At 71.7% G+C, this 25,374-nt stretch carries 24 protein-coding genes and 1 pseudogene; 16 read left to right on the forward strand and 9 right to left on the reverse strand.

What is annotated here, in order from left to right; all coding sequences use genetic code 11:
* Nucleotides 1–18: 18 nt before the first annotated feature.
* Complete coding sequence (locus tag ACIHAA_RS29115; RefSeq protein WP_399822324.1) at nucleotides 19–3,249, reverse strand: bifunctional cytochrome P450/NADPH--P450 reductase; 3,231 nt, start codon at nucleotides 3,247–3,249, stop codon at nucleotides 19–21.
* Between the two features lie 222 nt (nucleotides 3,250–3,471).
* Between ACIHAA_RS29115 and ACIHAA_RS29120 the strand changes: the two genes are divergently transcribed.
* The 8 genes from ACIHAA_RS29120 to ACIHAA_RS29155 all read left to right on the forward strand — a co-directional run bounded on the left by ACIHAA_RS29120 (nucleotide 3,472) and on the right by ACIHAA_RS29155 (nucleotide 10,431).
* Nucleotides 3,472–4,125, forward strand: a complete 654-nt coding sequence (locus ACIHAA_RS29120) for a TetR/AcrR family transcriptional regulator (RefSeq protein ID WP_399822326.1) — start codon at nucleotides 3,472–3,474, stop codon at nucleotides 4,123–4,125.
* 138 nt (nucleotides 4,126–4,263) lie between these two features.
* Nucleotides 4,264–5,037 carry a HipA family kinase gene (locus tag ACIHAA_RS29125; RefSeq protein WP_399822328.1) on the forward strand — a complete coding sequence of 258 codons (774 nt, stop codon included), beginning with the start codon at nucleotides 4,264–4,266 and terminating at the stop codon, nucleotides 5,035–5,037.
* A gap of 11 nt (nucleotides 5,038–5,048) precedes the next feature.
* Nucleotides 5,049–5,432, forward strand: coding sequence for a DUF3037 domain-containing protein (locus tag ACIHAA_RS29130; RefSeq protein ID WP_399822449.1), 384 nt, complete (start codon nucleotides 5,049–5,051; stop codon nucleotides 5,430–5,432).
* Nucleotides 5,433–5,593: 161 nt separating this feature from the next.
* Nucleotides 5,594–6,355, forward strand: a complete 762-nt coding sequence (gene fabG / locus ACIHAA_RS29135; RefSeq protein WP_399822330.1) for a 3-oxoacyl-ACP reductase FabG — start codon at nucleotides 5,594–5,596, stop codon at nucleotides 6,353–6,355.
* Nucleotides 6,356–6,373: 18 nt separating this feature from the next.
* Nucleotides 6,374–7,132 (forward strand): SDR family oxidoreductase, encoded by a 759-nt coding sequence (locus tag ACIHAA_RS29140; protein WP_399822332.1) that lies wholly within the window; start codon nucleotides 6,374–6,376, stop codon nucleotides 7,130–7,132.
* A gap of 185 nt (nucleotides 7,133–7,317) precedes the next feature.
* Nucleotides 7,318–8,904: an ABC transporter substrate-binding protein gene (locus ACIHAA_RS29145; RefSeq protein ID WP_399822334.1), complete on the forward strand. Its 1,587-nt coding sequence runs from the start codon at nucleotides 7,318–7,320 to the stop codon at nucleotides 8,902–8,904.
* Between the two features lie 90 nt (nucleotides 8,905–8,994).
* Nucleotides 8,995–9,678 carry a uracil-DNA glycosylase gene (ung, locus tag ACIHAA_RS29150; RefSeq protein ID WP_399822336.1) on the forward strand — a complete coding sequence of 228 codons (684 nt, stop codon included), beginning with the start codon at nucleotides 8,995–8,997 and terminating at the stop codon, nucleotides 9,676–9,678.
* Between the two features lie 195 nt (nucleotides 9,679–9,873).
* Nucleotides 9,874–10,431, forward strand: a complete 558-nt coding sequence (locus ACIHAA_RS29155; protein ID WP_399822338.1) for a hypothetical protein — start codon at nucleotides 9,874–9,876, stop codon at nucleotides 10,429–10,431.
* Between the two features lie 601 nt (nucleotides 10,432–11,032).
* On the opposite strand, the gene ACIHAA_RS29160 is transcribed toward ACIHAA_RS29155, so the two are convergent.
* A complete protein-coding gene (locus tag ACIHAA_RS29160) occupies nucleotides 11,033–11,545 on the reverse strand; it encodes a DinB family protein (RefSeq protein ID WP_399822340.1) in 513 nt (170 codons plus the stop codon).
* Nucleotides 11,546–11,720: 175 nt separating this feature from the next.
* Between ACIHAA_RS29160 and ACIHAA_RS29165 the strand changes: the two genes are divergently transcribed.
* Complete coding sequence (locus ACIHAA_RS29165) at nucleotides 11,721–12,632, forward strand: Gfo/Idh/MocA family protein (RefSeq protein WP_399822342.1); 912 nt, start codon at nucleotides 11,721–11,723, stop codon at nucleotides 12,630–12,632.
* Here ACIHAA_RS29165 and lnt read toward each other — a convergent pair.
* The 3 genes from lnt to ACIHAA_RS29180 all read right to left on the reverse strand — a co-directional run bounded on the left by lnt (nucleotide 12,550) and on the right by ACIHAA_RS29180 (nucleotide 15,226).
* A complete protein-coding gene (lnt, locus tag ACIHAA_RS29170; RefSeq protein ID WP_399822344.1) occupies nucleotides 12,550–14,148 on the reverse strand; it encodes an apolipoprotein N-acyltransferase in 1,599 nt (532 codons plus the stop codon). The two genes, ACIHAA_RS29165 and lnt, sit on opposite strands and share 83 nt — an antisense overlap.
* A gap of 90 nt (nucleotides 14,149–14,238) precedes the next feature.
* Nucleotides 14,239–14,865, reverse strand: coding sequence for a hypothetical protein (locus ACIHAA_RS29175; RefSeq protein ID WP_399822346.1), 627 nt, complete (start codon nucleotides 14,863–14,865; stop codon nucleotides 14,239–14,241).
* A 181-nt stretch (nucleotides 14,866–15,046) separates the two neighbouring features.
* Entirely contained in the window at nucleotides 15,047–15,226 is a 180-nt protein-coding gene (locus tag ACIHAA_RS29180; protein ID WP_399822348.1) for a hypothetical protein, read from the reverse strand.
* A 238-nt stretch (nucleotides 15,227–15,464) separates the two neighbouring features.
* Between ACIHAA_RS29180 and ACIHAA_RS29185 the strand changes: the two genes are divergently transcribed.
* Nucleotides 15,465–16,262, forward strand: coding sequence for an SAM-dependent methyltransferase (locus tag ACIHAA_RS29185; RefSeq protein WP_399822350.1), 798 nt, complete (start codon nucleotides 15,465–15,467; stop codon nucleotides 16,260–16,262).
* 118 nt (nucleotides 16,263–16,380) lie between these two features.
* Here the strand turns inward: ACIHAA_RS29185 and ACIHAA_RS29190 are convergent, their stop codons facing one another.
* Nucleotides 16,381–17,259 (reverse strand): undecaprenyl-diphosphate phosphatase, encoded by an 879-nt coding sequence (locus ACIHAA_RS29190; RefSeq protein WP_399822352.1) that lies wholly within the window; start codon nucleotides 17,257–17,259, stop codon nucleotides 16,381–16,383.
* Between the two features lie 149 nt (nucleotides 17,260–17,408).
* Nucleotides 17,409–17,873: pseudogene (locus ACIHAA_RS29195) on the reverse strand (winged helix-turn-helix transcriptional regulator); the annotation flags it as partial.
* A 109-nt stretch (nucleotides 17,874–17,982) separates the two neighbouring features.
* Between ACIHAA_RS29195 and ACIHAA_RS29200 the strand changes: the two are divergent.
* Nucleotides 17,983–19,152 carry a thiolase family protein gene (locus tag ACIHAA_RS29200; protein WP_399822354.1) on the forward strand — a complete coding sequence of 390 codons (1,170 nt, stop codon included), beginning with the start codon at nucleotides 17,983–17,985 and terminating at the stop codon, nucleotides 19,150–19,152.
* On the opposite strand, the gene ACIHAA_RS29205 is transcribed toward ACIHAA_RS29200, so the two are convergent.
* A complete protein-coding gene (locus tag ACIHAA_RS29205) occupies nucleotides 19,149–19,982 on the reverse strand; it encodes a TVP38/TMEM64 family protein (RefSeq protein WP_399822356.1) in 834 nt (277 codons plus the stop codon). The genes ACIHAA_RS29200 and ACIHAA_RS29205 overlap by 4 nt on opposite strands.
* A gap of 404 nt (nucleotides 19,983–20,386) precedes the next feature.
* Here ACIHAA_RS29205 and tuf point away from each other — a divergent pair, with 404 nt between their 5' ends.
* The 4 genes from tuf to ACIHAA_RS29225 all read left to right on the forward strand — a co-directional run bounded on the left by tuf (nucleotide 20,387) and on the right by ACIHAA_RS29225 (nucleotide 23,896).
* Nucleotides 20,387–21,556 (forward strand): elongation factor Tu, encoded by a 1,170-nt coding sequence (tuf, locus tag ACIHAA_RS29210; RefSeq protein ID WP_399822358.1) that lies wholly within the window; start codon nucleotides 20,387–20,389, stop codon nucleotides 21,554–21,556.
* 96 nt (nucleotides 21,557–21,652) lie between these two features.
* A complete protein-coding gene (locus ACIHAA_RS29215; RefSeq protein WP_399822360.1) occupies nucleotides 21,653–22,498 on the forward strand; it encodes a spermidine synthase in 846 nt (281 codons plus the stop codon).
* An 88-nt stretch (nucleotides 22,499–22,586) separates the two neighbouring features.
* Nucleotides 22,587–23,039 carry a DUF4442 domain-containing protein gene (locus tag ACIHAA_RS29220; RefSeq protein WP_399822362.1) on the forward strand — a complete coding sequence of 151 codons (453 nt, stop codon included), beginning with the start codon at nucleotides 22,587–22,589 and terminating at the stop codon, nucleotides 23,037–23,039.
* A 206-nt stretch (nucleotides 23,040–23,245) separates the two neighbouring features.
* Nucleotides 23,246–23,896 (forward strand): DedA family protein, encoded by a 651-nt coding sequence (locus ACIHAA_RS29225; RefSeq protein ID WP_399822364.1) that lies wholly within the window; start codon nucleotides 23,246–23,248, stop codon nucleotides 23,894–23,896.
* 22 nt (nucleotides 23,897–23,918) lie between these two features.
* Here ACIHAA_RS29225 and ACIHAA_RS29230 read toward each other — a convergent pair whose 3' ends face one another.
* The gene (locus ACIHAA_RS29230; RefSeq protein ID WP_399822366.1) at nucleotides 23,919–24,452 is read right to left on the reverse strand and encodes a gamma carbonic anhydrase family protein; all 534 of its coding nucleotides are present in this window, start codon (nucleotides 24,450–24,452) and stop codon (nucleotides 23,919–23,921) included.
* A 107-nt stretch (nucleotides 24,453–24,559) separates the two neighbouring features.
* Here ACIHAA_RS29230 and ACIHAA_RS29235 point away from each other — a divergent pair, with 107 nt between their 5' ends.
* Nucleotides 24,560–25,324 carry an acyltransferase gene (locus ACIHAA_RS29235; protein WP_399822368.1) on the forward strand — a complete coding sequence of 255 codons (765 nt, stop codon included), beginning with the start codon at nucleotides 24,560–24,562 and terminating at the stop codon, nucleotides 25,322–25,324.
* The last annotated feature ends 50 nt before the right edge of the window (nucleotides 25,325–25,374 follow it).

Consider the following 25,374-nt stretch of genomic DNA (forward strand, 5'->3'; position numbering starts at 1 on the left):
CGGCTGCTGACGGCCGTGTCAGGCGAAGACGTCCTGCTGGTAGCGCTCATCGGCTTCGAGCTGTGCGAGCCACTGCTGAGCGGTTGCGTCGTCGCTGCCGGTGTGGCGGCGGTGGACCGCGACAAGGGCCTTGCGCACGGCGGGCGCCATCCGGCGGCCGTCGCCGCAGACATAGACGTACGCGCCGTTCTCCAGCGCCTCCCACACGGTGGCGGAGGCGGCGGTGACGGCGTCCTGGACGAACCGGGTGGGGTGGCCCGGGACCGCCGAGAAGGCGGTGTGGACCCGGGCGATGGCGGCCTGCTCCCAGTCCCGCATCTCCTGGCGGTAGAAGTAGTCGTGCTCCGGGTGCCGACAGCCGACGAAGACCTGGGACAGTCCGACGGCGGTGCCGTTCCCGTGCTGTCGGGCGCGTTCTTCCAGGAAGCCCCGCAGCGGGGCGATGCCGGTGCCGGGGCCGATGAGGATCAGCGGTGTGCCGGGGTCGGCCGGGGGCGCGAACGCCGGGGAGGGCACCCGGACATAGCCGAAGACCACGTCTCCGGGCGCAAGGCCCGCGAGGTAGGAAGAGCACACGCCGCGGTACTGTCCGTCGCCGGACAGCGCGGGCCCTTCCAGGAGGCCGACGGTCAGGCGCACCTGGCGCGGGTCGGCCAGCGGGCTGGAGGAGGCGGAGTAGAAGCGGGGCCGGATGGGCCCCGTCGTCTCCAGGAAGCGCGCGAGGGGCAGTTCGACCGCCGGGAAGCGTTCCAGCAGGCACAGCACGGAGACCCGCCTGCCGAGGATCTCCGTCCGGTAGCGCTCCTCGGCCTCCTCGGTGTCGGCCGTGAACGCCTGGAGCTGCGGCCTGGTCCAGGGACACCGGGTGTGCTCGGCCAGGGTCCGTATCTGGGACCGGGTGGCCACGTCCTGGAGTTCCAGAAACTCGGTGAACAGCAGCCCGGCGGTGAGGGGGGTGCCGACCGGAAGGTGTGTCCTGCCCCCGCCGGGCCGGTCGAGCCGGAGCACCTGGTCGCGCGCGAGACCGAACCGCCCGAGCGCGCGGTCCACCAACGGCCGCTCGTTCTTGGCGAAGAGGGCGAGGTGGTTGCCGGTGCCGTAGGTGACACCCTCCGGGAGCCGGAGGGTCAGCGACTTCGCGGACGGGCGTGGCGGTTCGATGCCGAAGTCCCACAGCCCGGCCGGATCGCCCACGAGTTCCTCGTTGGCCACCACGGTCAGCGGATACGCCTGCTCGGAGACGATCCCGGGCCGCACCTCCGCCTCGGTCAGCAGCCGCACTTGGTAGCGGGGCTCCCCGTCGTCGGAGGTGTCGGCCGCGTACTCCTCGGCCAGGCCCGCCCACAGGGTGTCCGTCCAGCGGGTGGCCATGCCGTCGAAGTCACCGGCGGCGTCGGCGGTGCCGCGCCCGACCACCGGGGTGGCACCGGCGCCCAGCAGGCCCTCCTCGATGCGCAGGGGAAAGGCCTGATAGGTCGTCACCCACTGGCTGTTGCCTGCGCCCAGCAGCGCGAACCGCACACGCTGCAAGGAGCCCTCGGGCAGCCCGGTGGTGAGCAGGTCGTCGAACCGCCGCGCGTTGTCGGGCGCCCTGCCGTTGTAGCTGGCGGCGACGACGACGAGGAGTCCCTCGGCGGGCAGGCCGTCGCCCAGCTCGTCCAGGCTCATCAGGGTGGTGTCGAACCCGGAGCGCTCACCGCGGTCGGCGATCGCGCGGGCGAGGTCCTCGCAGGAACCCAGGCTGGAGCCGTGGGCGACGGTCAGGGGCACCCCTGCGCCGCTGACCGCGGCCCGCTGCCCGGTGCTGTCGGCATCGGGCTCTGTCCCCGTCTCGGCGGGGGCGAAGACCGTCCGCTCATGCTCCTGGCGGCGGCGCACGACCAGTTCGAAGTCGCCGGGCTTGCGCGTCAGCGCCTCCCGTACGTCCATCCGGTAGTCGGCGGTGTCGGAGAACCGGAACTTCTGAAGGATCAGGGCGAGAGCCAGACGGGCCTCGGTAAGGGCGAACTGGCGTCCGATACAGGCGCGTCGGCCGTTGCCGAAGGGCTTGTAGGCGTGCGCGTGGTGGCGGGCCCGGTTCTCCGGCAGCCAGCGGTCGATGTCGAACTCGTGCGGGCGGTCCCATGCCGCGGGGTGCGTGTGCAGCGGGCCCATCAGCAGGTTCGTCTTGGTGCCCCGCTTCAGCTCGTAGCGGCCGCCGATGACGGTGTCCTCCAGCGGCGCCTTCATGATCTGCGGAATGGGGGCCCACAGACGCAGGGTCTCCTCCAGGATCCGCGGAATGACGTCCAGCTTCATGAGGGTGTCGTAGTCGGGCACGGTGTCGCCCGGCAGCATCCGGTCGACCTCGGCGTATGCCCGGGCCAGCACATGCGGGTTGCGCATCAGCGAGTACACGGCGAAGGACAGCAGGCCGCTGGTGGTCTCGTGACCGGCGATCAGAAAGGTGACCACCTGGTCGCGGACGTTCTCGTCGTCCAGGGGCCTGCCCGTCTCCGGGTCGGTGGCCCGGAGCATCAGCCCCAGCAGATCGTCCTCGCCGCCGCTCCTTCCCCGGCGGCGCTCCGCGATCACCCGCTCGACCAGATCCCGCATCAGGCGGATGTTCGCGCGGTACCGCCGGTCGTCGTCCCCGCGCTCCGCGGTCGTCGACGGCAGCTCCTGGGTGCGCCGCATGGATTCCACCAGCGCCTCCAGCAACGCCTGGAGAAAAGGATGGAGTTCCCCCGCGGCGAAGGAGTCGAACCGGTGGCCGAAGCCCGACAGGGCGATGGTGTCCAGGGTGAGCCGGGTGCAGTCGTCGGTGATGTTCACCGGCCGCCCCTGCTCGCCCTCCCACTTGCCCACCAGGTTCTGGGCGACCTCCAGCATCTGCCCGAAGTAGCCCTTCATGGCCCGCTGGCCGAAGGCCGGCATGAGGATCCGGTGTGCCATGCCCCAGACCTCCTCCTCGTCACCGGCCGTGAACAGGCCCGCCCCCGTGCAGTCGCGGACATGGGTCAGCGGCGCCAGGATCGGCTTGCCGAAGCGGGTCTCGTCGCACACCTCGGTGACCAGATCGGGGTCGTAGACGAAGACGTTCTGCTGCCCGGCGATGTCCACGCTGAAGATGCCCTCGGGGAACTGTTCGGAGAGTTCGCCGAAGTACGCGACGGGGTGGGTGTCGGGGATCCGCGGCGGGTGGCCGAGGGCCGGGATGCCGCCGGGGGGCAGGGTGCTGCGCGGATCGCGGGTGGGGGGTGTGGTCATGACGTGCTCCTTCGGGCCGGGCAGGGCGGGCAGGGGCGGGCAACGGCGGGCATGGGCGTCGGCCGATGCCGCGGCGCAGCAGGAAACATACGCTGTATGGAATTGTTACCGTACGGCGTATGGAAAGCTCCTTGCAACCTGGGTGATCCGAGGTCCGGAAGGCGGTCGACCTGCGGCGGAGTGCACTGTTGCGCGCGGTGCGAGCCTGGTACCGTACGGCGTATGGAAAAGGTGAGGCGCGCCCCGCGGGGGACCAGGAAGAGGGATGTGCCCCTGTCCGAGGGCGGGATCTGTGCCGCCGCCCTCCGGCTCATCGACGCGGACGGGGTCGAGGCGCTCACCATGCGCAGACTCGCGGCCGCGCTGGACGCCAACCCGATGTCGCTGTACCACCACGTGCCGAACAAGGAGGCACTGCTGCACGGCGTGGCGCGGACCGTCGGCGCCCGGTTCCGCACCGAGGCACCCGAGGACGCGCCCTGGCAGCAGCGCCTCCGGCTGCTCGCCGCGGACTTCAGGACCCTGGCGCACCGTCATCCGAAGCTGATGACCTACTCGTTCGGACAGCCGGACTTCATCCAGCCCGAAGACCCCTTCTGGACCGGGCTCACCGCGATCCTGGCTGCCGCGGGGGTACCGCGGCCGGAGATCCCGCGGGCGGCGGCGCTGTTGTGCGCCGTCGTCATCGGCGTACTCACCGCCGAACTCAACGGCTCGCTGAGCCAGTGGACCGGTCTCGAACCGCGCGGCGGTGACGGGCCCCCGGCTCCGGGCCCCGAGGCCGACCGCATCTTCGACCTGGCGCTGGACACGGCCGTCGCGGGCGTGGAGCGTCTGTCCGCCGCCGGTCCGGACGGCCGCAACGCGGAGCGCTGAGCGCGCGGTCGGCCGTCACGTTCCCTGCCGGGTTCCGGGCACTCCTCGTGCGCGATCACCCTCGGTTACTATGCTCCCTTCACACCCCTCCACGGTTGATCTTGCGTTGCAAGGCTGAAGATACGGATGGCCTGGGACATGTTGAATGGGGTCACCGCAACCCGCTACATCACGCCCCTGCGGGAGGGCGGTTCCCTGCCGGGGCTCGTCGAGGCCGACGACCTCGGCATGTACGTCCTGAAGTTCACCGGCGCGGGACAGGGCCGCAAGACCCTCGTCGCCGAGGTCGTCTGCGGTGAACTCGCCCGCCGTCTGGGCTTCCGGGTGCCCCGGCTGGTGACGGTCGGCCTCGATCCGGTGCTCGGCCTCGGCGAGCCCGACCCGGAGGTGCAGGAACTGCTCAAGTCGAGCGGCGGCCTCAACCTCGGCATGGACTTCCTCAGCGGCGCCCTCGGCTACGACCCGCTGGCCTTCCCGGCCGAGCCGGAGGAGGCCGGGCGGATCGTCTGGTTCGACGCGCTGGTGGGAAATGTCGACCGCTCCTGGCGCAATCCCAACCTGCTGATCCGGCAGGGGGAGCTGTGGCTCATCGACCACGGCGCCACCATGATCTGGCACCACAACTGGCCCGGCTCCGAGACCTCTTCCGCCCGGCCCTACGACGCCTCCGACCACGCCCTGGCCGCCTTCGCGCCCGATGTCGCGGGCGCCGCCGCCGCGCTGGCGCCCCTGGTCACCGAGGAGCTGCTGACCGAGGTGACCGCGCAGATCCCCGACGAGTGGCTCACCGGCGAGCCCGGCTTCGGCACCCCGGACGCGCTGCGCCGCGCCTACGCCCGGCCGCTGCTCGCCCGCGCCGCCGGTATCCATGAACGCATCCAGGGCCTCGGGTCCCTCGGGGGGACGAAGTGAACGGGGGAGAAGTGGGCGCACGCCATGTCTTCGAGTACGCGGTGGTGCGGGTCGTGCCGCGCGTCGAACGCGGGGAGTGCATCAACGCGGGTGTCCTGGTCTACTGCCGCGCCAAGTCCTTCGTCGCCGCCCGGACCCACCTGGACGAGGCTCGGCTGCTGGCGCTGGACCCCGCCGCGGACCTGGCCGGGGTGCGCGCGGCGCTCGGCGCCGTCGAGAGCGTGTGCGCGGGCGGCGCGGCGGCCGGACAGGCGGAGGGCGACGACGCCGGGCGCCGCTTCCGCTGGCTGATCGCGCCCCGCTCGACGGTCGTCCAACCCGGCCCCGTCCACACCGGGCTGACCGCCGACCCGGCGGCCGAGACCGAACGGTTGCTGGACCTCCTGGTGAGGTAATGGATCACACGCACCCGGTGTGGCGTTGACACCGGGTGCCAGGGCTTCTAGCGTCACGTCTGCTGAAGGTACTAAGCGGTCGCTCACCAGCGGGGCGGACCGCGGGAGCCGCAGACGTTCCCAAGGTGTTCCAGGCTTTCCAAGGGCGAGGAGAACCAGCAATGTCCACCACTGAGCAGCGGGTCGCCGTCGTGACCGGCGGCGCGCGCGGCATCGGCGCCGCCACCGCCGTACGACTGGCCGCCGAGGGCCGCGCCGTCGCGGTGATCGACCTCGACGAGGCCGCGTGCAAGGACACCGTGGAGAAGATCACCTCCGCGGGCGGCAAGGCCATCGCCGTCGGCTGCGACGTCTCGGACGAGGCGCAGGTCGAGGCGGCCGTGGCCCGGATCGCCGAGGAGCTGGGCGCGCCGACGATCCTCGTCAACAACGCAGGCGTGCTCCGCGACAACCTGCTGTTCAAGATGAGCGTCTCGGACTGGGACACCGTCATGAACGTGCATCTGCGCGGCGCCTTCCTGATGTCGCGGGCCTGCCAGAAGCACATGGTCGACGCCGGCTTCGGCCGGATCGTCAACCTCTCCTCCTCCTCCGCGCTCGGCAACCGCGGCCAGGTCAACTACTCCGCCGCCAAGGCCGGTCTCCAGGGCTTCACCAAGACCCTGGCCAAGGAACTGGGCAAGTTCGGCGTCACCGCCAACGCCGTCGCCCCCGGCTTCATCGCCACCGAGATGACCAAGACCACCGCGGAGCGGGTCGGCATGGGCTTCGAGGACTTCAAGGCTGCGGCCGCCACCCAGATCCCGGTGCACCGCGTCGGCGAGCCCGAGGACATCGCCAACGCGATCGCCTTCTTCACCGGCGAGGCGGCGGGCTTCGTCTCCGGACAGGTGCTGTACGTGGCCGGCGGGCCGCTCGACTAGGGCCGGGAGAACACGGACATGACCGAACTGCCCCCGCTCTCCGGCAAGGTCGCCCTGATCACGGGCGCCAGCCGCGGTATCGGCTACGGCGTCGCCGAGGCGTTCGTCGCCCGCGGCGACCGGGTCTGCATCACCGGACGCTCCGAGGAGCCGCTCAAGGAGGCCGTCGAACGGCTCGGCGCCGACCGGGTCATCGGCGTCGCAGGCAAGGCGCACGACGAGAACCACCAGGCGATCGCCGTGGAACGCACCATGGAAGCCTTCGGCCGGGTCGACTTCCTGGTCAACAACGCCGGAACCAACCCGGTCTTCGGACCGATCGCCGACCTCGACCTGAATGTGGCCCGCAAGGTGTTCGAGACCAATGTGGTCTCGGCGCTCGGCCTGGCCCAGCGGACCTGGCACGCCTGGCAGAAGGACAACGGCGGCGCGATCGTCAACATCGCTTCGGTGGCGGGCCTTTCCGCCTCGCCGTTCATAGGGGCCTACGGCATCAGCAAGGCCGCCATGATCAATCTGACCATGCAGCTGGCGCACGAGTACGCGCCCCTGGTGCGGGTCAACGCCATCGCCCCGGCCGTGGTGAAGACGAAGTTCGCGCAGGCCCTGTACGAGGGCCGGGAGGAGGAGGCCGCCGCGGCCTACCCGCTCGGCCGCCTCGGGGTGCCCGCGGACATCGGTGGTACCGCAGCCTTCCTGACGTCGGGCCAGTCCGACTGGATCACCGGTCAGACGCTCGTCGTCGACGGCGGCATGTTCCTCAACGCCGGGGTCTGACACGGCGAGCCCCGCAGCGGGCGCCCGTTGACACAATGGGCGCCCGCACCGCCGTACACGAGACACACAGACGGATGACAACGTCGTCACATACGCGCTGATCACAGCCCTTCGCGAACCCGGTCCCGGCGGCCGGGGCTGCGGTAGGGTCTGGCGCCGACCCCTGGTACGGCTGATCGAGGAGTGTGCGCGTGTTCAACCGGAACCGTTGTCTGCGTGGGCCGGCGGCGATCGCGTCCCTCTTCCTGGCGGTCGGCTGCGGCGCGCTCCCCTCGGATTCCTCCGCCGACCACGCGCCGATCGTCGTGGGCACCACCAGCGCCCCCAGCACCCTGGATCCCGCCGCCTCCTGGGACGGTTCCTGGGAGCTGTTCCGCAACGTCTACCAGACCCTGCTGAGCTATCCGACCGGCGCCTCGGTGCCCGGCCCGGACGCCGCGGACTTCTGCTCCTTCACCGACGGGACGAACCTGGTCTACCACTGCGTGCTGCGCAAGGGTCTGACCTTCTCCGACGGCAGACCGCTGGATGCGCGCGCCGTGAAGTACTCCGTCGACCGGATCCGCGCGATCGGCCTGCCGGGCGGCCCCGCGGGCCTGCTGGGCAGCCTCGACCGGGTCACCACGCGGGGCGACCGGGAGATCGTCTTCCACCTCGGCAGACCCGACGCCACCTTCCCCTTCGTCCTGGCCACCCCCGCCCTGTCGATCGTCGACCCCGACGCCTACCCGGCCCGCTCACCGCGCAAGGACGGCAAGGTCCTCGGCTCCGGCCCCTACACCCTCACGTCCTACCAGGAGGGCGAGCGGGCCGAACTCGTCCGCAACACCCGCTACCAGGGCTTCGCCGAACCGCACAACGACGCGGTCACCATCCGCTACTTCCAGGACTCGGGCGAGATGGTCTCCGCGCTGCGCAAGAAGCGCATCGACGTCACCTACCGGGGGCTGGCCGCCTCCGACATCGTCTCCCTCCAGAACAGGACGTCCGGCAGATCGCTCCAGCTGATCGAGGGAGTGGGCACCGAGATCAGCTATCTGGTCTTCAACCCTAAGGACCCCTGGGCGGGTCGGCTCGCCGTGCGCCGCGCCGTCGCCCAGATCGTCGACCGCCCGGCCATCGCCCACACGGTGTACAAGGACACCGTGGACCCGCTGTACTCGATGGTGCCCAAGGGCCTCACCGGACACACCACGGGCTTCTTCGACGACTACGGGGACCCCAGCGCCGCCAAGGCGCGCACCATCCTGAGGCACGCGGGCATCACCGGCCGGGTCCCCCTCACCCTCTGGTACACCACCGACCGCTACGGCTCCGAGACCGCCCCGGAGTTCCGGGAGCTGAAGCGACAGCTGGAGGGCTCGGGTCTGTTCACCGTCACCCTCGAAAGCCGCCCCTGGAAGACCTACGAGGAGGGCTACCGCAAGGGCGAGTACCCGGTGTTCGGACGCGGCTGGTTCCCCGACTTCCCGGACGCCGAGAACTTCATCGCACCCTTCGTGGGCGAACAGAACGCGCTCGGCACGCCCTACCCCGCGCCGAGGATCACCGGGGTACTGCTGCCGCGGTCCCGGCGCGAGAGCGACCGCGCGAAAGTGGTCGGGCAGTTCCAGCAGGCTCAGCAGATCCTCGTCGACGACGCCCGGCTGCTGCCGCTGTGGCAGGGCAAGCAGTACATCGCCGCCAGCGACGACATCGCGGGCGGGGAACAGGCGCTGGACCCCTCGACGATCATGATGATGTGGCAGCTGTCCCGGAAAACCAGCTGGTAGAACGGCCCCCGGGCAGGGCCGGGCCCCCGTTGTCAGTGGTCGCCTGTAGGTTCGTGACCTGGAAGTGACCGCACATCGGAGGAAGTTGACGTGACCGACATCGCCATGCTGCCGGAGTCCTGGCGGGGCGTTCTGGGCGAGGAGCTGCAACAGCCCTACTTCAAGGAGCTGACGGAGTTCGTCGAGGAGGAGCGGGCCAAGGGGCCCGTCTACCCTCCGCGCGAGGAGGTCTTCGCCGCCCTCGACGCCACTCCGTACGACAAGGTGAAGGTCCTCGTCCTCGGCCAGGATCCGTACCACGGCGAGGGCCAGGGACACGGCCTGTGCTTCTCGGTGCGCCCCGGGGTGAAGACCCCGCCCTCGCTGCGGAACATCTACAAGGAGATGCAGGCGGAGCTGGGCACGCCGATCCCGGACAACGGCTATCTGATGCCGTGGGCCGAGCAGGGCGTGCTGCTGCTGAACGCGGTGCTCACCGTGCGGGCCGGGGAGGCGAACTCGCACAAGGGCAAGGGCTGGGAGAAGTTCACCGACGCGGTCATCCGCGCGGTGGCCGGGCGGCCGGACCCGGCGGTGTTCGTGCTGTGGGGCAACTACGCGCAGAAGAAGCTGCCGCTCATCGACGAGCAGCGGCACACCGTCGTCAAGGGCGCGCACCCCTCGCCGCTGTCGGCGAAGAAGTTCTTCGGCTCGCGCCCCTTCACCCAGATCAACGAGGCGGTGGCCCGGCAGGGCCACGAGCCCATCGACTGGACGATCCCGGACCTGGGCTGAGCCCGGGCGGGGCGGGATCCCGGGCCTCGGCCGAGCCCGGGCGGGGCGGGCCCGGCAGCGCTCCGGGACCCGCCCCGCCACCGCTTCTCCCGCGTCGTCACCGGCTTGGCCCAGCGTCCTGCGGAGCCGCCTGAGCGTGATTGCCGACGGGGAGGGCTAGCGTCATGAGGACGGGCGACGAGCGTGGAGGACGCGGTGGCGGAGCGACAGGGGCAGGCAGCGCCGGACCCCGTGATGAGCCGGATCGGTCAGGTCGTCATCCTGCACCACGGCGGCGACCGCGAGGAGGCCCGCGACCGCTTCCTGGGGCTGTGGGCCGAGATCGGCGAGGACGGCGATCCGCTGCACCGCTGCACGGTGGCGCACTATCTGGCGGACACCCAGGACAACCCGGAGGACGAGCTCGCCTGGGACCTCAGGGCGCTGTCGGCCGCCGAGGAACTCAGCGACGAGCGTCCGGCCGGGCACGACGGGGTGCTCGCCGTCCGTGCGTTCTTCCCCTCCCTCCATCTGAACCTGGCCGCGGACTATGTGAAACTCGGCCGCTCCGAAGCCGCGTACTCCCATCTGAGCAGTGCCCGCCGGGCCGCCGGAACCCTCGGCGACGACGGCTACGGCAAGGGCATCAGAACGGCCATCGCCCGCCTGGAGCTGCGGCTCGCCGCGGACCCGCCGACCGGCAGCACTCCGGAGCCGGGACCCCCCAGGGGGCCGGGCGGGGAGACTCTGGGCCCGCCCCGACGGCGGTCCTGACCCGAGGCCTCGCTCAGCGGGGTTCGTTCACCGCCCGTAGGTGCTGTCGCAGATGGCCGACTCCGGGCTGCCCGGTCGCCACCCTCCATAGCCCCGGCCGAGCGCGCACACATCCGGATACCGCGGCAGCGCCTTGGGCGCACTCGGCGGCGTCTCACCCCGGTGCCCGTCATGCGGCCGCCCGGTGGTGCGGTGCGGGGCCGGGGGGCGAGGGTGCGGGGCGGTCGTGCGGGGGTCGCTCGTGCGCGGGGCAGCGGGTGCCGCGCCGGGCAGGCCCCGTCCGCCGGTGTCCGGGGCCGACGGAGGACCGGAGGGACCGACCCTCCCCGCCGACGGAGGACCGGAGGGACCGACCCTCCCCAGCGCCTCCCGCGCCGGGGCCTGCACCGCGCCGCCGTCGGCCCGCGGCACCGAGGACCGGGCGGGCGCCCGCGGCGGAGGCGGGGCGGACGGCCGCTGGACGCTCACACACCCGGAGAGCGCCGAAGCGGACAGGGCGATCAGGAGCGCTGCCGTCGTCGTTCGATGCACCCGGGCAACTCTGCTCGCTCCGGCGCGCTGTGGAACCGGGATCGCGGCAGGATGCCCCGCACGGGTGACCTCACTCCCCGGTGGCCCCGTCGAGCCGCTCGCGGAGCAGATCGGCGTGCCCGTTGTGGCGGGCGTACTCCTCGATCATGTGGGTGTAGATCCAGCGCAGGTTGAAGGGCTCGTCGGTGAAGCGGCTCCGCCCCCGGGAGAGGTCGTCCAGGCCGAATCCGGCGGCGTGGCGCCGGGCGATCGCGATCTCGCCCTGCCAGGTGTCGTACGCCGCCTGCCAGGTGTCGTGCTCGGTGAGGTGGAACTCGCCGTCCCGGTCGTCGTCGCTGTAATAGATCGGTCCCGCGTCGTCACCGACGAGCACCCTGCGGAACCAGCTGCGCTCCACGTCCGCCATGTGCCGCACAAGTCCCAGCAGGGACAGGGCGGAGGGCTCCACCGCGGCGGTTCTCAGCTGTGCGTCGCTGAGCCCCTCGCACTTCCAGGCGAGGGTGCGGCGATGGTAGTCGAGCCAGCCTTCTAGCATGGCTCGTTCACCGGCGTTCTGGGCGGGGGCGGAGCGCTCGTCGGTCATGCCCGCATTCTGCTGCACTCCCGTCGGCCACCGCGAGCCATTTCCGCGGGGCCGGGGGCGGTGCCCGGCCGTCGCCCGGCCCCGCGGTCGTATGCTTCCGGCGGAGTGTCCGCGGGCAATTCCCCCTGCCCGCAGGCAACTCGACGTGTTCGCAGGCAATCCCAGGAGACACCCCGTGAAGGTCGGCTGCATCGGACTCGGTGACATCGCGCAAAAGGCATATCTGCCGGTGCTGGCGACACAGCCGGGGGTCGAACTGCACCTCCAGACCCGCACCCCCGCCACCCTGCACCGGGTCGCCGACAGCCTCCATCTGCCGCGGACGCAGCGGCACGTCGGGCTGGACGCGCTCCTGGAGCAGAACCTCGACGCGGCGTTCGTGCACGCGCCCACCCTCGCCCACCCCGAGATCGTCACCCGGCTCCTGGAGGCGGGTGTGCCCACCTATGTGGACAAGCCCCTCGCCTTCGACCTCGCCGACTCCGAGCGGCTGGTGCGGCTCGCGGAGGAGCGGAGCGTCGGCCTGGCGGTGGGCTTCAACCGGCGCTACGCACCCTGCTACGCGCAGTGCCTCGACCACCCGCGCGAGCTGATCCTGATGCAGAAGAACCGGGTGGGGCTGCCCGAGGAGCCCCGCAGCATGATCCTCGACGACTTCATCCATGTCGCCGACACCCTGCGGTTCCTGGTCCCGGGACCGGTCGACGACGTGACGGTGCGGGGCCGCCTCCAGGACGGTCTGCTGCATCATGTGGTGCTTCAGCTGGCCGGCGACGGATTCACCGCGATCGGCGTGATGAACCGGCTCAGCGGCTCGGCCGAGGAGATCCTCGAGGTCTCGGGGCAGGACACCAAGCGCCAGGTCCTCAACCTCGCCGAGGTCGTCGACCACAAGGGCCAGCCGACCGTGCGACGCCGCGGGGACTGGGTGCCGGTGGCCCGGCAGCGCGGCACCGAGCAGGCCGTGCTCGCCTTTCTCGACGCCGTACGCGCGGGCCGGGTGCTCAGCGCCCGTGACGCACTGGCGACCCATGAACTGTGCGAGCGCGTGGTGGCCGCGGTGCAGGAGCGCCCCGTCGTGCTCTGAGCGCCCGGACGCCCTCCGTCGCCCCCAGCGCGGCGATCACCAGCAGCGACCCGTGCACCGTCCAGTCGCCGTAGCGGTCGTAGAGGGTGAGACCGTGGGCGAGCGGGACCTCGTAGACCGCCGAGGTGCTCTCACCGGTGCCCAGCCAGGAGCCCACGCGCTCACCGCTCGGGCCGTAGACGGCGGAGACGCCGGTCAGGGTGGCGTGCACCATCGGGCGGCCGGTCTCCGCGGCGCGCAGCGCGGCCAGCGAGGCATGCTGCTCCGGTGCCCAGCTGTGCTGGAACGTCGAGGTCGAGGACTGCGCGAGCAGCAGCCCGGCGCCGTTCTCGGCGAGATGGCGGCTCATGTCCGGGAACGCGGATTCGAAGCAGACCATCGGGCCCACCCGCAGCCCACGGCCCACGTTCATGATCACCTGTTCGGTACCGCGCCTGCGGTCCTCGGGGGCCGCCTTGCCGACGGAGGTGGCCCAGCCCAGCAGCGACCGCGCGGGTATGTACTCGCCGAACGGCACCAGCCGCATCTTGTCGTAGCGGTCGCCCGTCGGGCCGCCCGGGCCGATGAGCACGGAACTCTTGTAGATGCCGGGCCGGTCGGAGCGGCGGGCGTCGACATTGACCAGGACATCGGCCTTCACCAGCCGCGACAACGCGGCGATCCGGTCCGCCAGATCGGGCCGCCGCGCGAGGTCGAAACCGACACTGCTCTCACCCCAGACGACCAGGTCCACGTCCTGCCCGGCGAGACGCCGGGTGAGCTGCTCCTCGCGGTCGAACCGCCGGTCGCCGCTGTCCGCGCCGTCCACGATTCCCGGCTGGACGACGGCGATCCGCACCCGTCCGTCGGTGTCCGGGCGCGGCGCCCAGGTCCAGGCCGCCGAGGCCGCCGCAGCCGTCACCACGAGTCCGGCCACGGCCGGGATGCGCGACGACCGCACCGCCACCAGCATCGCCACGGCGACATTGACGCCCACGACGAGGAAGCTCAGCAGCCACACCCCGCCCACCGAGGCCAGCCGCAGCGCGGGAGCCACCTGCCACTGGCTCGAACCGAGCAGCCCCCAGGGGCCGCCGAGCCCCTGCCAGGAGCGGACGAGTTCGACCACCAGCCAGCCGGAGGGGAGTACGAGCAGGGCGGCACCCAGCCGCCGCGCCGAGGGCACCCCGCCCAGGAAGCACCGCACCAGCACGCCCCAGGGTGCCCACAGGGCCCCGAGCAGGGCCGCGATGACAAAGGTGAAGACGTTCAGGCTCGGTATCAGCCAGTGGTGGACCGCGGTCATGAAGCCGAAGCCGCCGAGCCAGCCGTCGTACGCGGCCCGCCGCGCGGTCGGCGCGGTGCGGGTCAGCAGAAGCCAGGGGACCAGCGCGACGTAGGCGAACCACCACCAGGACGGCGCGGGGAAGGCGAACACCGGCAGTGCGCCCGCGAGCACCGCGGCGGCGCCGCGCCACCAGCGGGAGGCGAGCCAGTCGTGGGGCGTCCTCGTACGGCGTATTCCTCCCCGGTGCATGCCTCCAGTGTGCGCGCCGCCGACGATCTACGACAGAGGGCATGGGGCCCCCGGGACGGGACCACGCGTGTCAGGTCCCCAGGCGTCGTCTCACCAGGCGTCGTCGCGGCAGACCACCCGGAAGCTGCCCACCACACCGTCGTCGAACATGCCTCCGGGGAAGAAGCCGTCGCCGCGGAAGGGGTCGCCCTGGTTGGAGGTGCTGGGCACGACGCCGAAGGTGCTGCCGTGTGGCCCGACGGTGGCGACCGGAGAGCCGTTGTCACAGGTGAAACCGCGGTACACCTCGACGTACTTGTCGCTGTCGTTGTCGATGCTGAAGCTGGTGGACCCCGGACCGCTCGCCGCGGTGATGCAGCCCTCCGCGGCGGCGGAGTACGTGCGCTCGTTGAAGTGGATCCAGCCCGGCCCATGGTGGCCGCCGCCGTGGCCGCCCCCGTGGTCGCGGCCCTTCTCCGCACCGCCCTCGTCCCGCCCACCGCGTCCTTCGTTGCCGCCGCCGCGGGCCGCGCCGACGGGGGCCGCCGGGGCGGCATGCTGTGCCGTGGGGGCCTTCTTGGCCGGACGGGTGAGGTGCGCGGCCTTCTTGGCCACCACGTGCTTCGCGGGCGGGGCCGCCTCGGTGGACTCGACGGACGAGGCGTAGGTGATGCCGGTGGTAGCCAGGACCGCTGCTGCCACTCCGGCGGCGGTCACGGCGAAGGTGCGCGTGGGCATGTCACTTCTCTCTGTCGCAGAGGCGTCGGCCGGGCAGCCGATCTGCGATGAACGTACTGACAGCCCCTCATAACTGTCATATCGGACATGTTCCACGTGTGATCCTGAAGGGCCGATCGGGCGCATCATCGGCGTGTCGCGTCGACAGGCTGCCGTTGTGCGTCCGCGGGTCCCGGTCCGCTCAGGCCGCCTCGATGACCGCGCCGCGTATCGCCGCGGCCCATTCCACGACCAGCAGCTCGTACTCCGCGCGCTCCTGGGGCGACAGTGAGCCGCCCGTGCGCGTCCACAGGGCGCGGATCCGCTCGTTTAAGTCGTCGGCAGACCGCACGGAACCAGGGCGTCGGGAATCGGGGGACATGCGGACAAGCCTAGGGGTAAGCGGTGACAGCGCGCCACCGCGTGACTGCGCAAACGATATGTGGTTGGTCACGATCCGTTCAGCGGAGGGGAGTTGACAGGTCGGGGAGGGGGTGCGGGGCGGTGCCCACGCCCCGGTTCGGGGGCGCAACTGGGGGCGCAGGAAGCGGAGTTGGTGTGGGAAGCTGGGGCCGGCCGGTCACGGGTGGGGCCGTGGCGGCCGCCGAGAGGAGTGCAGCGTGAAACAGGGCGGCTTCCGCGCCGAGGAGATCGACACCAGCAGGCCGCATCCCGCGCGGATCTACGACTATCTGCTGGGGGGCAAGAACAACTACGAGGTGGACCAGCGGGCGGGCGACGAACTCGCCGCCGCGGCACCCGAGGCGCGGCCCGGACTTCGGGCCAATCGCGCTTTCCTGCAACGCGCGGTCCGCCATGTCGTGCACGGCGGCGTCCGGCAGATCCTGGACATCGGCACCGGCCTGCCGACCTCGCCCAACGTCCACGAGATCGCCCATGAGGCGGCCCCGGACGTACGGGTCGTCTACGTCGACAACGATCCCATCGTCAAGGCGCACGCCGACGCGCTGCTCAGCCGCGACGGCGCGACCAGCATCGTGCTCGCCGACCTGCGCGAGCCGGACGCCATCCTGGACCACCCCGACGTCCGCCGGGTCATCGACTTCGGTCAGCCGGTCGCCCTGCTCCTGGTAGCCGTACTCCACTTCCTCACCGACGCGGAGCAGCCCGGCCGGACCGTCGCGGCCCTGCGTGACGCACTGCCGACCGGGAGCTTCCTGGTGCTCTCCCACGCCACGGACGACTTCGCCGACCGCAGCGCGGCCAAGCTCGTCTACCGCAAGGCCAGCGCCACCCTGAACCTGCGGTCCCGGTCCGAGATCGAGCGCTTCTTCGACGGCTTCGACCTGATCGAGCCGGGCCTGGCGCAGGTCCCCTTCTGGCGCCCGGACACCCCGGTGCCGAGCGGCTCCGCCGAGATCGGTTTCTACGGCGGAGTGGCCCGGAAGTCCGGCTGAGGCCGGGAGTCACGGGTGATCCCCGGGGGGCGCGGCTGAGTCCCGGGCTCACGGGTGATCCCCGGGAGCGACGGCTGATCCCCGGAGGTACGGCTGGTCCCCGGGGTCCTGCCGGTGCTCAGGAGCCCGCCGACTCCGCCGCGTGCGGGCTCAGTACGCCCGCGCCCACCAGGGCGATGATGACGATCCCCAGCGCGATCCGGTACCAGACGAACGGCATGAAGCTCTTGTTGGAGATCCACTTCATGAACCAGGCGATCACGGCATAGCCGGACGCGAACGCGATGACCGTCGCGAACAGCGTCGGCCCCCAGCTCACATGCCCCGACTCCGCCGCGTCCTTCAGTTCGAACACGCCGGACGCCAGCACGGCCGGAATGGCGAGCAGGAACGAGTAGCGCGCGGCGGCCTCGCGCCGGTAGCCGAGGAAGAGGCCGCCGCTGATCGTGGCGCCGGAGCGGGAGACGCCGGGGATCAGGGCCATCGCCTGGCAGATGCCGAAGACCAGGCCGTCCTTGACGTTGAGATCGGTGAGCGCCTTGCGCTGCTTGGGCAGCCGGTGCCTGCCTCCGGCCTCGTCGCGCGCCGCCAGCCGGTCCGCGAAGCCGAGGATCACCCCCATCACGATCAGCATGGTCGCCGTGATCCGCAGATCGCGGAACGGCCCCTCGATCTGGTCCTTCAGGGTCACCCCGAGCACACCGATCGGAAGGGACCCGATGATCACCAGCCAGCCCGTCCGGGCGTCGTGGTCCTGCCGCATCCGCTTGTCGAACAACGAGCGGAACCAGGCGGACAGGATGTTCGCGATGTCCTTGCGGAAGTAGATCAGCACAGCGGCCTCCGTGCCGATCTGGGTGATCGCGGTGAAGGCCGCTCCGGGGTCCGTCCAGCCCGCGAAGGCCGCGGTCAGCCGCAGATGGGCACTGGAGGAGACGGGGAGGAACTCGGTCAGCCCCTGGACGAGTCCGAGGACGAGGGATTCAAGCCAAGACATGGAGTGATCGGGTCCAAGCGCTGATCGTGGAAGCGGCGTCGGGCACACCGGTTCGCGGCATGCCGTGCGGCGGCCGGCGATCAGGTGTCGGACGGCAGCGTAACGCTCCGGGATGACGATCCCATCACCGGGGCTTTACCTCCGCTTGGGGCGACCGGCCCGGAAACGGTCCAGCCCGGCGCCTGGGGGTGCGCCGTCAGGCGGCTGTGTCCCGCCTCCTCGCCGCAGGCGGAGCAGACGACGCGCGGGGTCAGCCGGTGGCCGCAGTCGTGCTCGATCACCATGGGGCGGTCGCCGTCCTCCCGGAGGTGGCGGTCGCCCCACGCCATGAGGGTCATCAGGACCCCCTCCAGCTCCAGGCCCGCCGCCGTCGCCCGGTACTCGAAGCGCTGCGGACGCTCGCTGTACTTCCGCTTCGTCAGGACCCCGCCCTCGACCAGGCGCTTCAGCCGGGCGGCGAGGACGTCGCGCGGGGCTCCGATATTGCGTACGAGCTGGTCGAAGCGCCCATTGCCGAGAAAGACCTCGCGCAGCACCAGCAGCGAGTACTTCTCCCCGACCAGGGCCAGGGTGTCGGCGATGGAGCAGGGGCGCGGATCTCCGGAGGCGGCCATGGGTCCAGTCTAGGTGAGGGTTTGTTTTTCAAACTCCCGGAGTTATGGTGGGTCCAGATTTCCTACTCACCGGTAACGCCGCTGAGGCGCCCGGGCAAGGAGGCCCACCATGCGCGACGCCGTGATCGTGGAAGCCGTACGGACCCCCGTGGGCAAGGGCAGGCCCGATGGCGCCCTCGCCCGGACTCATCCCGTGGAACTGCTCGCGCACACTCTGCGCGCCCTCGTGGAGCGCTCCGGAGTGGACCCGGCGCTCATCGACGACGTCATCGGAGGCACCGTCGACCAGGTCGGCGAGCAGGCCATGAACACCACCCGCTACGCCGTCCTGTCCGCGGGCTTCCCGGAGACCGTGCCCGCGACCACCGTGGACCGCCAGTGCGGCTCCTCCCAGCAGGCCGTGCACTTCGCCGCCCAGGGCGTGCTGTCGGGCGCCTACGACATGGTCGTGGCCTGCGGTGTGGAGTCCATGAGCCGGGTGCCCATGTGGTCCAACGTGCCCGCCGGGAAGGACCCCTTCGGGCCCGGGGTCGCCGCGCGCTATCCGGAGGGCCTCGTCCCGCAGGGCATCAGCGCCGAGCTGATCGCCGCCAAGTGGTCGATCACCCGCGAGCAGATGGACGCCTTCGCGGTGTCCTCCCACCGCAAGGCCGCGGCCGCCTGGGACGCGGGACTGTTCGACGCCGAGACCGCCCCGCTGGACGGCCTCGCGCGCGACGAGTCCCTGCGGCCCGCCAGCACCACCGGGATCCTCGCCGGGCTGAAGCCCGCCTACTACGACCCCGGCTTCGCCGAGCGCTTCCCGCAGATCGAGTGGAACGTCACCGCGGGCAACGCGAGCCCGGTCAACGACGGCGCCTCGGCGGTGCTCATCACCACCGGCGAGACCGCGGCCCGCCTCGGACTGCGCCCGCTCGCCCGGCTGCACAGCTTCGCGGTCACCGGCTCCGACCCCCTCCTCATGCTCACCGGAGTCGTCCCCGCCACCGAGAAGGTGCTGCACAGGGCGGGGCTGACCCTCGACGAGATCGACCTCTTCGAGGTGAACGAGGCCTTCTCCAGCGTCGTCCTGGCCTGGCAGCAGGAGACGGGAGCCGACCTCGCCAGGGTCAACGTCCACGGCGGCGCCATCGCCATCGGCCACCCGCTGGGCGCGAGCGGCACCCGCCTGACGACCACACTGGTGCACGCACTCCGGGCACGGGGCGCGCGCTACGGCCTCCAGACGATGTGCGAGGCGGGCGGCCTCGCCAACGCGATGATCCTGGAAGCGGTCTAGGTGCGTTCTTGGGAGAGGTCGGTGACGCGGCCGTCCCTGAGGTGGTGGCGTTTGTGCCAGGCCACCGCCGTACCGGCCATCGCGGGGACCGTGATGCAGGCCAGCGCGATCAGAAAGGCCGGTGAGGTCGGCTGCGCGGCGCGGGCGCCCGCGACGGCGTAGGCGGCGGTGTTGGGGATCGAACCGAGCGCGGTCGCGAGCAGGAACGGCGCCCAGCGCATCCGGGACACCGCGGCACAGTAGTTGACCGCCCAGAACGGCACACCGGGGAACAGCCGGGCCGCCATCATCGAGCGGAAGCCGTGCCGGCTGAGCTGGCCGTCCGCCGCCTTCAGCCAGCGGCCCCGCAGCAGCGGGCGCAGGGCGTCCTGCCCCAGCACCCGGCCCAGTCCGAAGGCGATCCCGGCCCCCAGCACCGTACCGGCCGCGGCCGTCCCCGTGCCCAGCACCGAGCCGAACAGCGCGCCCCCCGCCAGATTCAGCAGCGGCCGCGGCACGAACGCGACCGTGCACAGCCCGTACGCCACCGCGAAGACGACGGCCGCCGCGGCACCCCCGAGCTGCGGAGGCCAGCCCTGTGTCAGCAGCTTCTGGGGCTGGTATGCCAGTACACCGGCACCGGCCCCCGTCAGTAGGACCACGAGCAGGACCAGCCGGGACCAGGGCGACACCAGCACTCTGGCGCACAGCCCACCGAGACCGACCGGCGCGGAGCCCGGCACCACGGCAGACCGGGCGGCGGGGGAGGAGACCGTCTCGGCGAGAGCCGTCACGGCAGCCGGGGGAGGCGCCGTGGCGGTGCCGCCGGAGCGGGGGGTGGCGTCGGGCATCCGACGACCCTAACCAACCGATGTGTGTGATCGCCGTATGGTTCGTCTCACGCAGGTCACAGGTTCCGGAACGGCGGGCGCCCCGCGCCGCCGGGCACGCACCGGTAACTGCCCCAACTTCCCCCGGCGGAAAAACCGTTCGACACCGGGGACCGCGTCGACGATGCTCTACGACATGTTCCGGTACGCCTTCCTCCTCGCAGCATCCGCCGCCGCGGCTGCGCCGAAGGCTGCCGCGCCGCACCTCCCGGCCGCCGTCGACGGCGCCCGAAGCTGACCCTTCCCGGATCGTCCGGCGGACCCCGCAGGGGGAGGGTCGGAAAGTCCTCGGGGTCCCCGTCCCGGCCGCGTCACCCGCCGCCGGGGCCATCACTCGGCACCACCCAAGGCTTCGAGGTACAGCCATGCCCAAGACGGCGTATGTGCGCACCAAACCGCATCTGAACATCGGCACGATGGGGCACGTCGACCACGGCAAGACCACCCTGACCGCCGCGATCACCAAGGTCCTGGCCGACCGCGGCAGCGGCACCTTTGTGCCGTTCGACCGCATCGACCGGGCCCCCGAGGAGGCCGCCCGCGGCATCACGATCAACATCGCGCACGTCGAGTACGAGACGGACACCCGGCACTACGCGCATGTGGACATGCCCGGCCACGCCGACTACGTCAAGAACATGGTCACCGGGGCCGCCCAGCTCGACGGGGCGATCCTGGTCGTGTCGGCGCTCGACGGGATCATGCCGCAGACCGCCGAACATGTGCTGCTGGCCCGGCAGGTGGGGGTCGACCACATCGTGGTGGCCCTCAACAAGGCCGACGCGGGCGACGAGGAACTCACCGACCTGGTCGAGCTGGAGGTCCGCGAGCTGCTGAGCGCGCAGGGCTATCCCGGCGACTCCGTCCCGGTGGTCAGGGTCTCCGGGCTCAAGGCCCTGGCGGGCGAACCGCGTTGGACCGCGGCGATCGACGCGCTGCTCGACGCGGTGGACACCTATGTGCCCATGCCCGAGCGGTATGTGGACGCGCCGTTCCTGCTGCCGGTGGAGAACGTGCTCACCATCACCGGGCGCGGCACCGTCGTCACGGGCGCGGTCGAGCGCGGCACGGTCCGGGTCGGAGACCGGGTCGAGGTGCTCGGCGCGGGGACGGAGACCGTGGTCACGGGTCTGGAGACCTTCGGCAGGCCCATGGCGGAGGCGCAGGCCGGGGACAATGTCGCCCTGCTGCTGCGGGGGGTGCCGCGCGACGCGGTCCGGCGCGGTCACATCGTGGCGGCGCCCGGCAGCGTGGTGCCGAGACGGCGCTTCACGGCGCAGGTGTATGTGCTGTCGGCGCGCGAGGGCGGCCGCACGACCCCGGTGACGACCGGCTACCGGCCCCAGTTCTACATCCGCACCGCGGACGTGGTCGGTGACGTCGACCTCGGCGGGACGGCGGTCGCCCGGCCCGGCGACACGGTCACCATGACGGTGGAACTGGGCCGGGAGATCCCGTTGGAGCCCGGCCTCGGCTTCGCGATCCGCGAGGGCGGGCGGACCGTCGGCGCGGGCACGGTGACGACCGTGGAGTGACCGGAGATGTCCGGACCGGCGGCCATGGCAGGGATGCCCGGGGACAAACGGCCCGCCCGGGCCGTCCGTCCCCGGGCATCCCGGCACAATGGTTGCGTGACCGAGCCGATACCCGTGACGCGTGCCGTGGACCACGGGACCGCCAAGCTGATGCCCGATGTGGACCGCGAGCGTGCCTGGCTGCTGACGGTCGACGGGGCACCGCAGTCGTACGTGGACCTGGACGCGCCCACGCATCTGGAGTTCGAGTACGTCCGACGGCTCGGACATGCGCTGGACACGCTGGCCGAGCCGGGCCGTCCGCTGGATGTGCTGCACCTCGGCGCGGGTGCGCTCACCCTGCCGCGCTATGTCACCGCGACCCGGCCGGGCTCGCGGCAGCACGTGGTCGACGCCGACGGCGCTCTGCTGGACCTCGTCGTGGAGCACCTCCCGCTGCCCGGGGACGCCGGTATCACCCTGCACACGGCCGACGCCCGGGCCTGGCTGGAGGCCGCGCCGCCGGACTCCGCGGACATCGTGATCGCGGACGTCTTCGGAGGGTCCCGGGTGCCCGCCCATCTGACGACCGTCGCCTGCGCCCGGGCCGCAGAGCGGGTGCTGCGCGCGGACGGTGTCCATCTCGTCAACCTCGCGGATGCCGCTCCCTTTGCCTTCCTCCGCTCCCAACTTGCCACGCTCTCCTCGGTGTTCGAGGAGGTGGCGCTGATCGCCGAGCCGGGTGTGCTGCGCGGCCGGCGCTTCGGCAACGCCGTCCTCGCCGCTGCCCACCGCCCCCTGGACACCGCGGCCCTGGCCCGCCGGGTGTCCGCGGACGCGTTCCCGGCCAGGGTCCAGCAGGGCGACGCGCTGCGGGCGTTCACCGGTGCCGCGCGGCCGGTCCACGACGAGGACGCCGTAGCCTCCCCCGCGCCGCCCGGGGGCACCTTCACCATCGGCTGAGCACGGCAAAGACGCTCTTCGGTCCCGCGCGATCGGATCACCGCCCACCCCTGGCCCCCGGTCGCTACTCGTGGGTAACATGACGCGCATGAGCGCAGACCAGATGTCGATCGGCGAGATGCTCGCCGCCACGGTGCCGATGGCCAGGACCCTCAACCTGGAGTTCCTGGAGACCACCCAGGAGAAGGCCGTGGTGGCCCTGCCCGACCAGAGCGACTACCACAACCACGTCGGCGGCCCGCACGCCGGAGCGATGTTCACGCTGGGCGAGTCGGCGAGCGGTGCCATCGTGCTGGCCGCGTTCGGGGACCAGCTCCAGCGGGCCGTCCCGCTCGCGGTCCGCGCCGAGATCGCCTACAAGAAGCTGGCGATGGGACCGGTCACCGCGACCGCCACCCTCGGCCGCCCGGCCGCCGAGGTCGTCGCCGAACTGGACGCCGGGCAGCGCCCCGAGTTCCCCGTCGAGATCGCGATCCAGCGCGCGGACGGCGCGGTCACCGGCGAAATGACGGTGGTCTGGACCCTCCGCCCGAACAGCTGACGCACCCGTCCGATCCACGGCGCTCCCCGGCCCGCTGCCACCGCCTCCCCGGATGCGGCACGGCCATGGCGGGGGTGGGGAGCGCCGGGGCTTGATGCGCTCGCCGGGCTCGGCGGCCGGGGTGGGGGAGCAGGTACCCTGCCTGGGGGCCCGTCCGGGTGGGTGAGCCCGTCACGATGCGGACGCGAAGCGGGGAGGATGGGACGTTGCACGTCCAGGAATGGCTCGACACGGTACCCGCGGTCGCGGTCTATGCCGTGGTGGCGCTGGTCATCGGGGTGGAGAGCCTGGGTGTGCCGCTACCGGGCGAGATCGTCCTGGTGTCGGCGGCGCTGCTCTCCTCCCAGCACGGCGGGATCAACCCGGTGGTCCTCGGGGCCTGCGCCAGCGTCGGAGCCGTGGTCGGTGACTCCATCGGCTACGCCATCGGACGCAAGGGCGGACGTCCGCTGCTCGCGTGGCTCGGCGCGAAGTTCCCCCGCCACTTCGGCGAGAGCCATGTCGCGACGGCCGAGCGGTCCTTCGAGAAGTGGGGCATGTGGGCGGTCTTCTTCGGCCGCTTCGTCGCCCTGCTGCGGATCTTCGCCGGGCCGCTGGCCGGTGTGCTGCGGATGCCCTACTGGAAGTTCCTGACCGCCAACTTCCTGGGCGGCGTGGTCTGGGCGGGCGGCACCACCGCGGTCATCTACTACGTCGGTGTCGTCGCCGAGTCCTGGCTGAAGAAGTTCTCCTGGCTGGGGCTGGTCGCGGCGGTCCTCATCGGCCTTGCCTCGATGCTGGTGGTCAGGCGCAAGGCCGCGAAGGCGGCCGCGCAGCGGGAGGCGGCCGAGCCGGAGGCGGTTCCCGCCGCCGACTGAGCGCGCCGCCCCCTCGGCCCGGTCAGTCCTGCCGGTGCGCTTCGCGGTGGGTCTTCGCCAGCTCCGCGTACATGGTGCCGTTCAGCGTGATGCCCTCGCGCTCCTCTGCGGTCAGCTCGCGCCGCACCTTGGCGGGCACACCGGCGACCAGGGAACCCGGCGGCACCACCATGCCCTGCGGCACCAGCGCCTGGGCGGCGACCAGGGAGCCTGCGCCGATCACCGCGCCGTTGAGCACCGTGGCGCCCATCCCGATCAGGCTGTCGTCCTCGACGGTCGCACCGTGCACCACGGCGTTGTGCCCGATGGAGACCCGCTCGCCGACGCTCACCGGGAAGCCCGGGTCGGCATGCAGGGTGCAGTTGTCCTGAACATTGCTGCGCGCCCCGACGGTGATCCGCTCGACGTCGCCGCGCAGCACCGCGCCGTACCAGACGCTCGCCCCGGCGTGCAGGGTGACATCGCCGATCACCACGGACGTGGGGGACACAAAGGCCTCCCCGTCCACCTTCGGGTCCCTGCCGCCGATGCCCGCGATCAGTGCCCTGTGCGCCATTGCCGTCTCCTCGTGGTCGGTTCCCCGGCACCGTACGCCACCCGGTGGGGCGAAGATCACAGCGGTACGGGCTCTTGGACGGACCCCTCGCTGAGTACCGTGGGCAGGTGTCCTGGAGCAAGAACACGTTCTCGTCATGGCGCCGCGGCCTGGCGCAGCGCGCCGTCCACGCGGGCTGGGGCTGGGCGCAGCGCGCGGGCTCGGTGACCGCCGAGCACCCCGGGCGCTTCCGCTTCGGCGCGATGGGAACGGGCACCAGGCTGGCCTTCCCGCTGGGCACCGTCTTCGGTGAACCGTGGATCCATGTCGGTTCCCACTGCATCATCGGCGAACAGGTCACCCTGACGGCCGGACTGATGCCCGGTCTCGACCTCGGCCCCGACCCCATCCTGCGCCTCGGTGACGGTGTGGTCCTCGGCCGCGGGAGCCATGTGATCGCCGACACCTCGGTCACCATCGGCAGCGACTGCTACTTCGGGCCGTATGTCTATGTCACCTCCACCAACCACTCCTACGACGACCCGCACGAGCCCATCGGCAGGCAGTGGCCGCGGATGGAGGCGGTGGAGATCGGACCGGGCTGCTGGATCGGGACCGGCGCGGTGATCCTGCCCGGTGCGCGGATCGGGCGGAACGTGGTGGTGGCCGCCGGTGCGGTGGTGCGGGGAACGGTGCCGGACCATGCGGTGGTCGCCGGGGCACCGGCCCGTGTCGTACGGCGCTGGACGCCCGAGGACGGCTGGCAGCCGCCGCTCAGGACCCCGGCCCCGGTGCCGATACCGGACGGGGTCACCCCCGATCAGCTGCGAGCACTGGCCGAGCTGACCGAGGAGGACGTCGACCGGCTCGCGGAGCTGGACGCCGAGTCCTGACCGGCTGGAAGCGCGCGGCGGGGACGGGTTCGCGTAGGAGGTACGGGCCG

Source organism: Streptomyces sp. NPDC052040 (genome assembly GCF_044548405.1).
GTDB lineage: Bacteria > Actinomycetota > Actinomycetes > Streptomycetales > Streptomycetaceae > Streptomyces.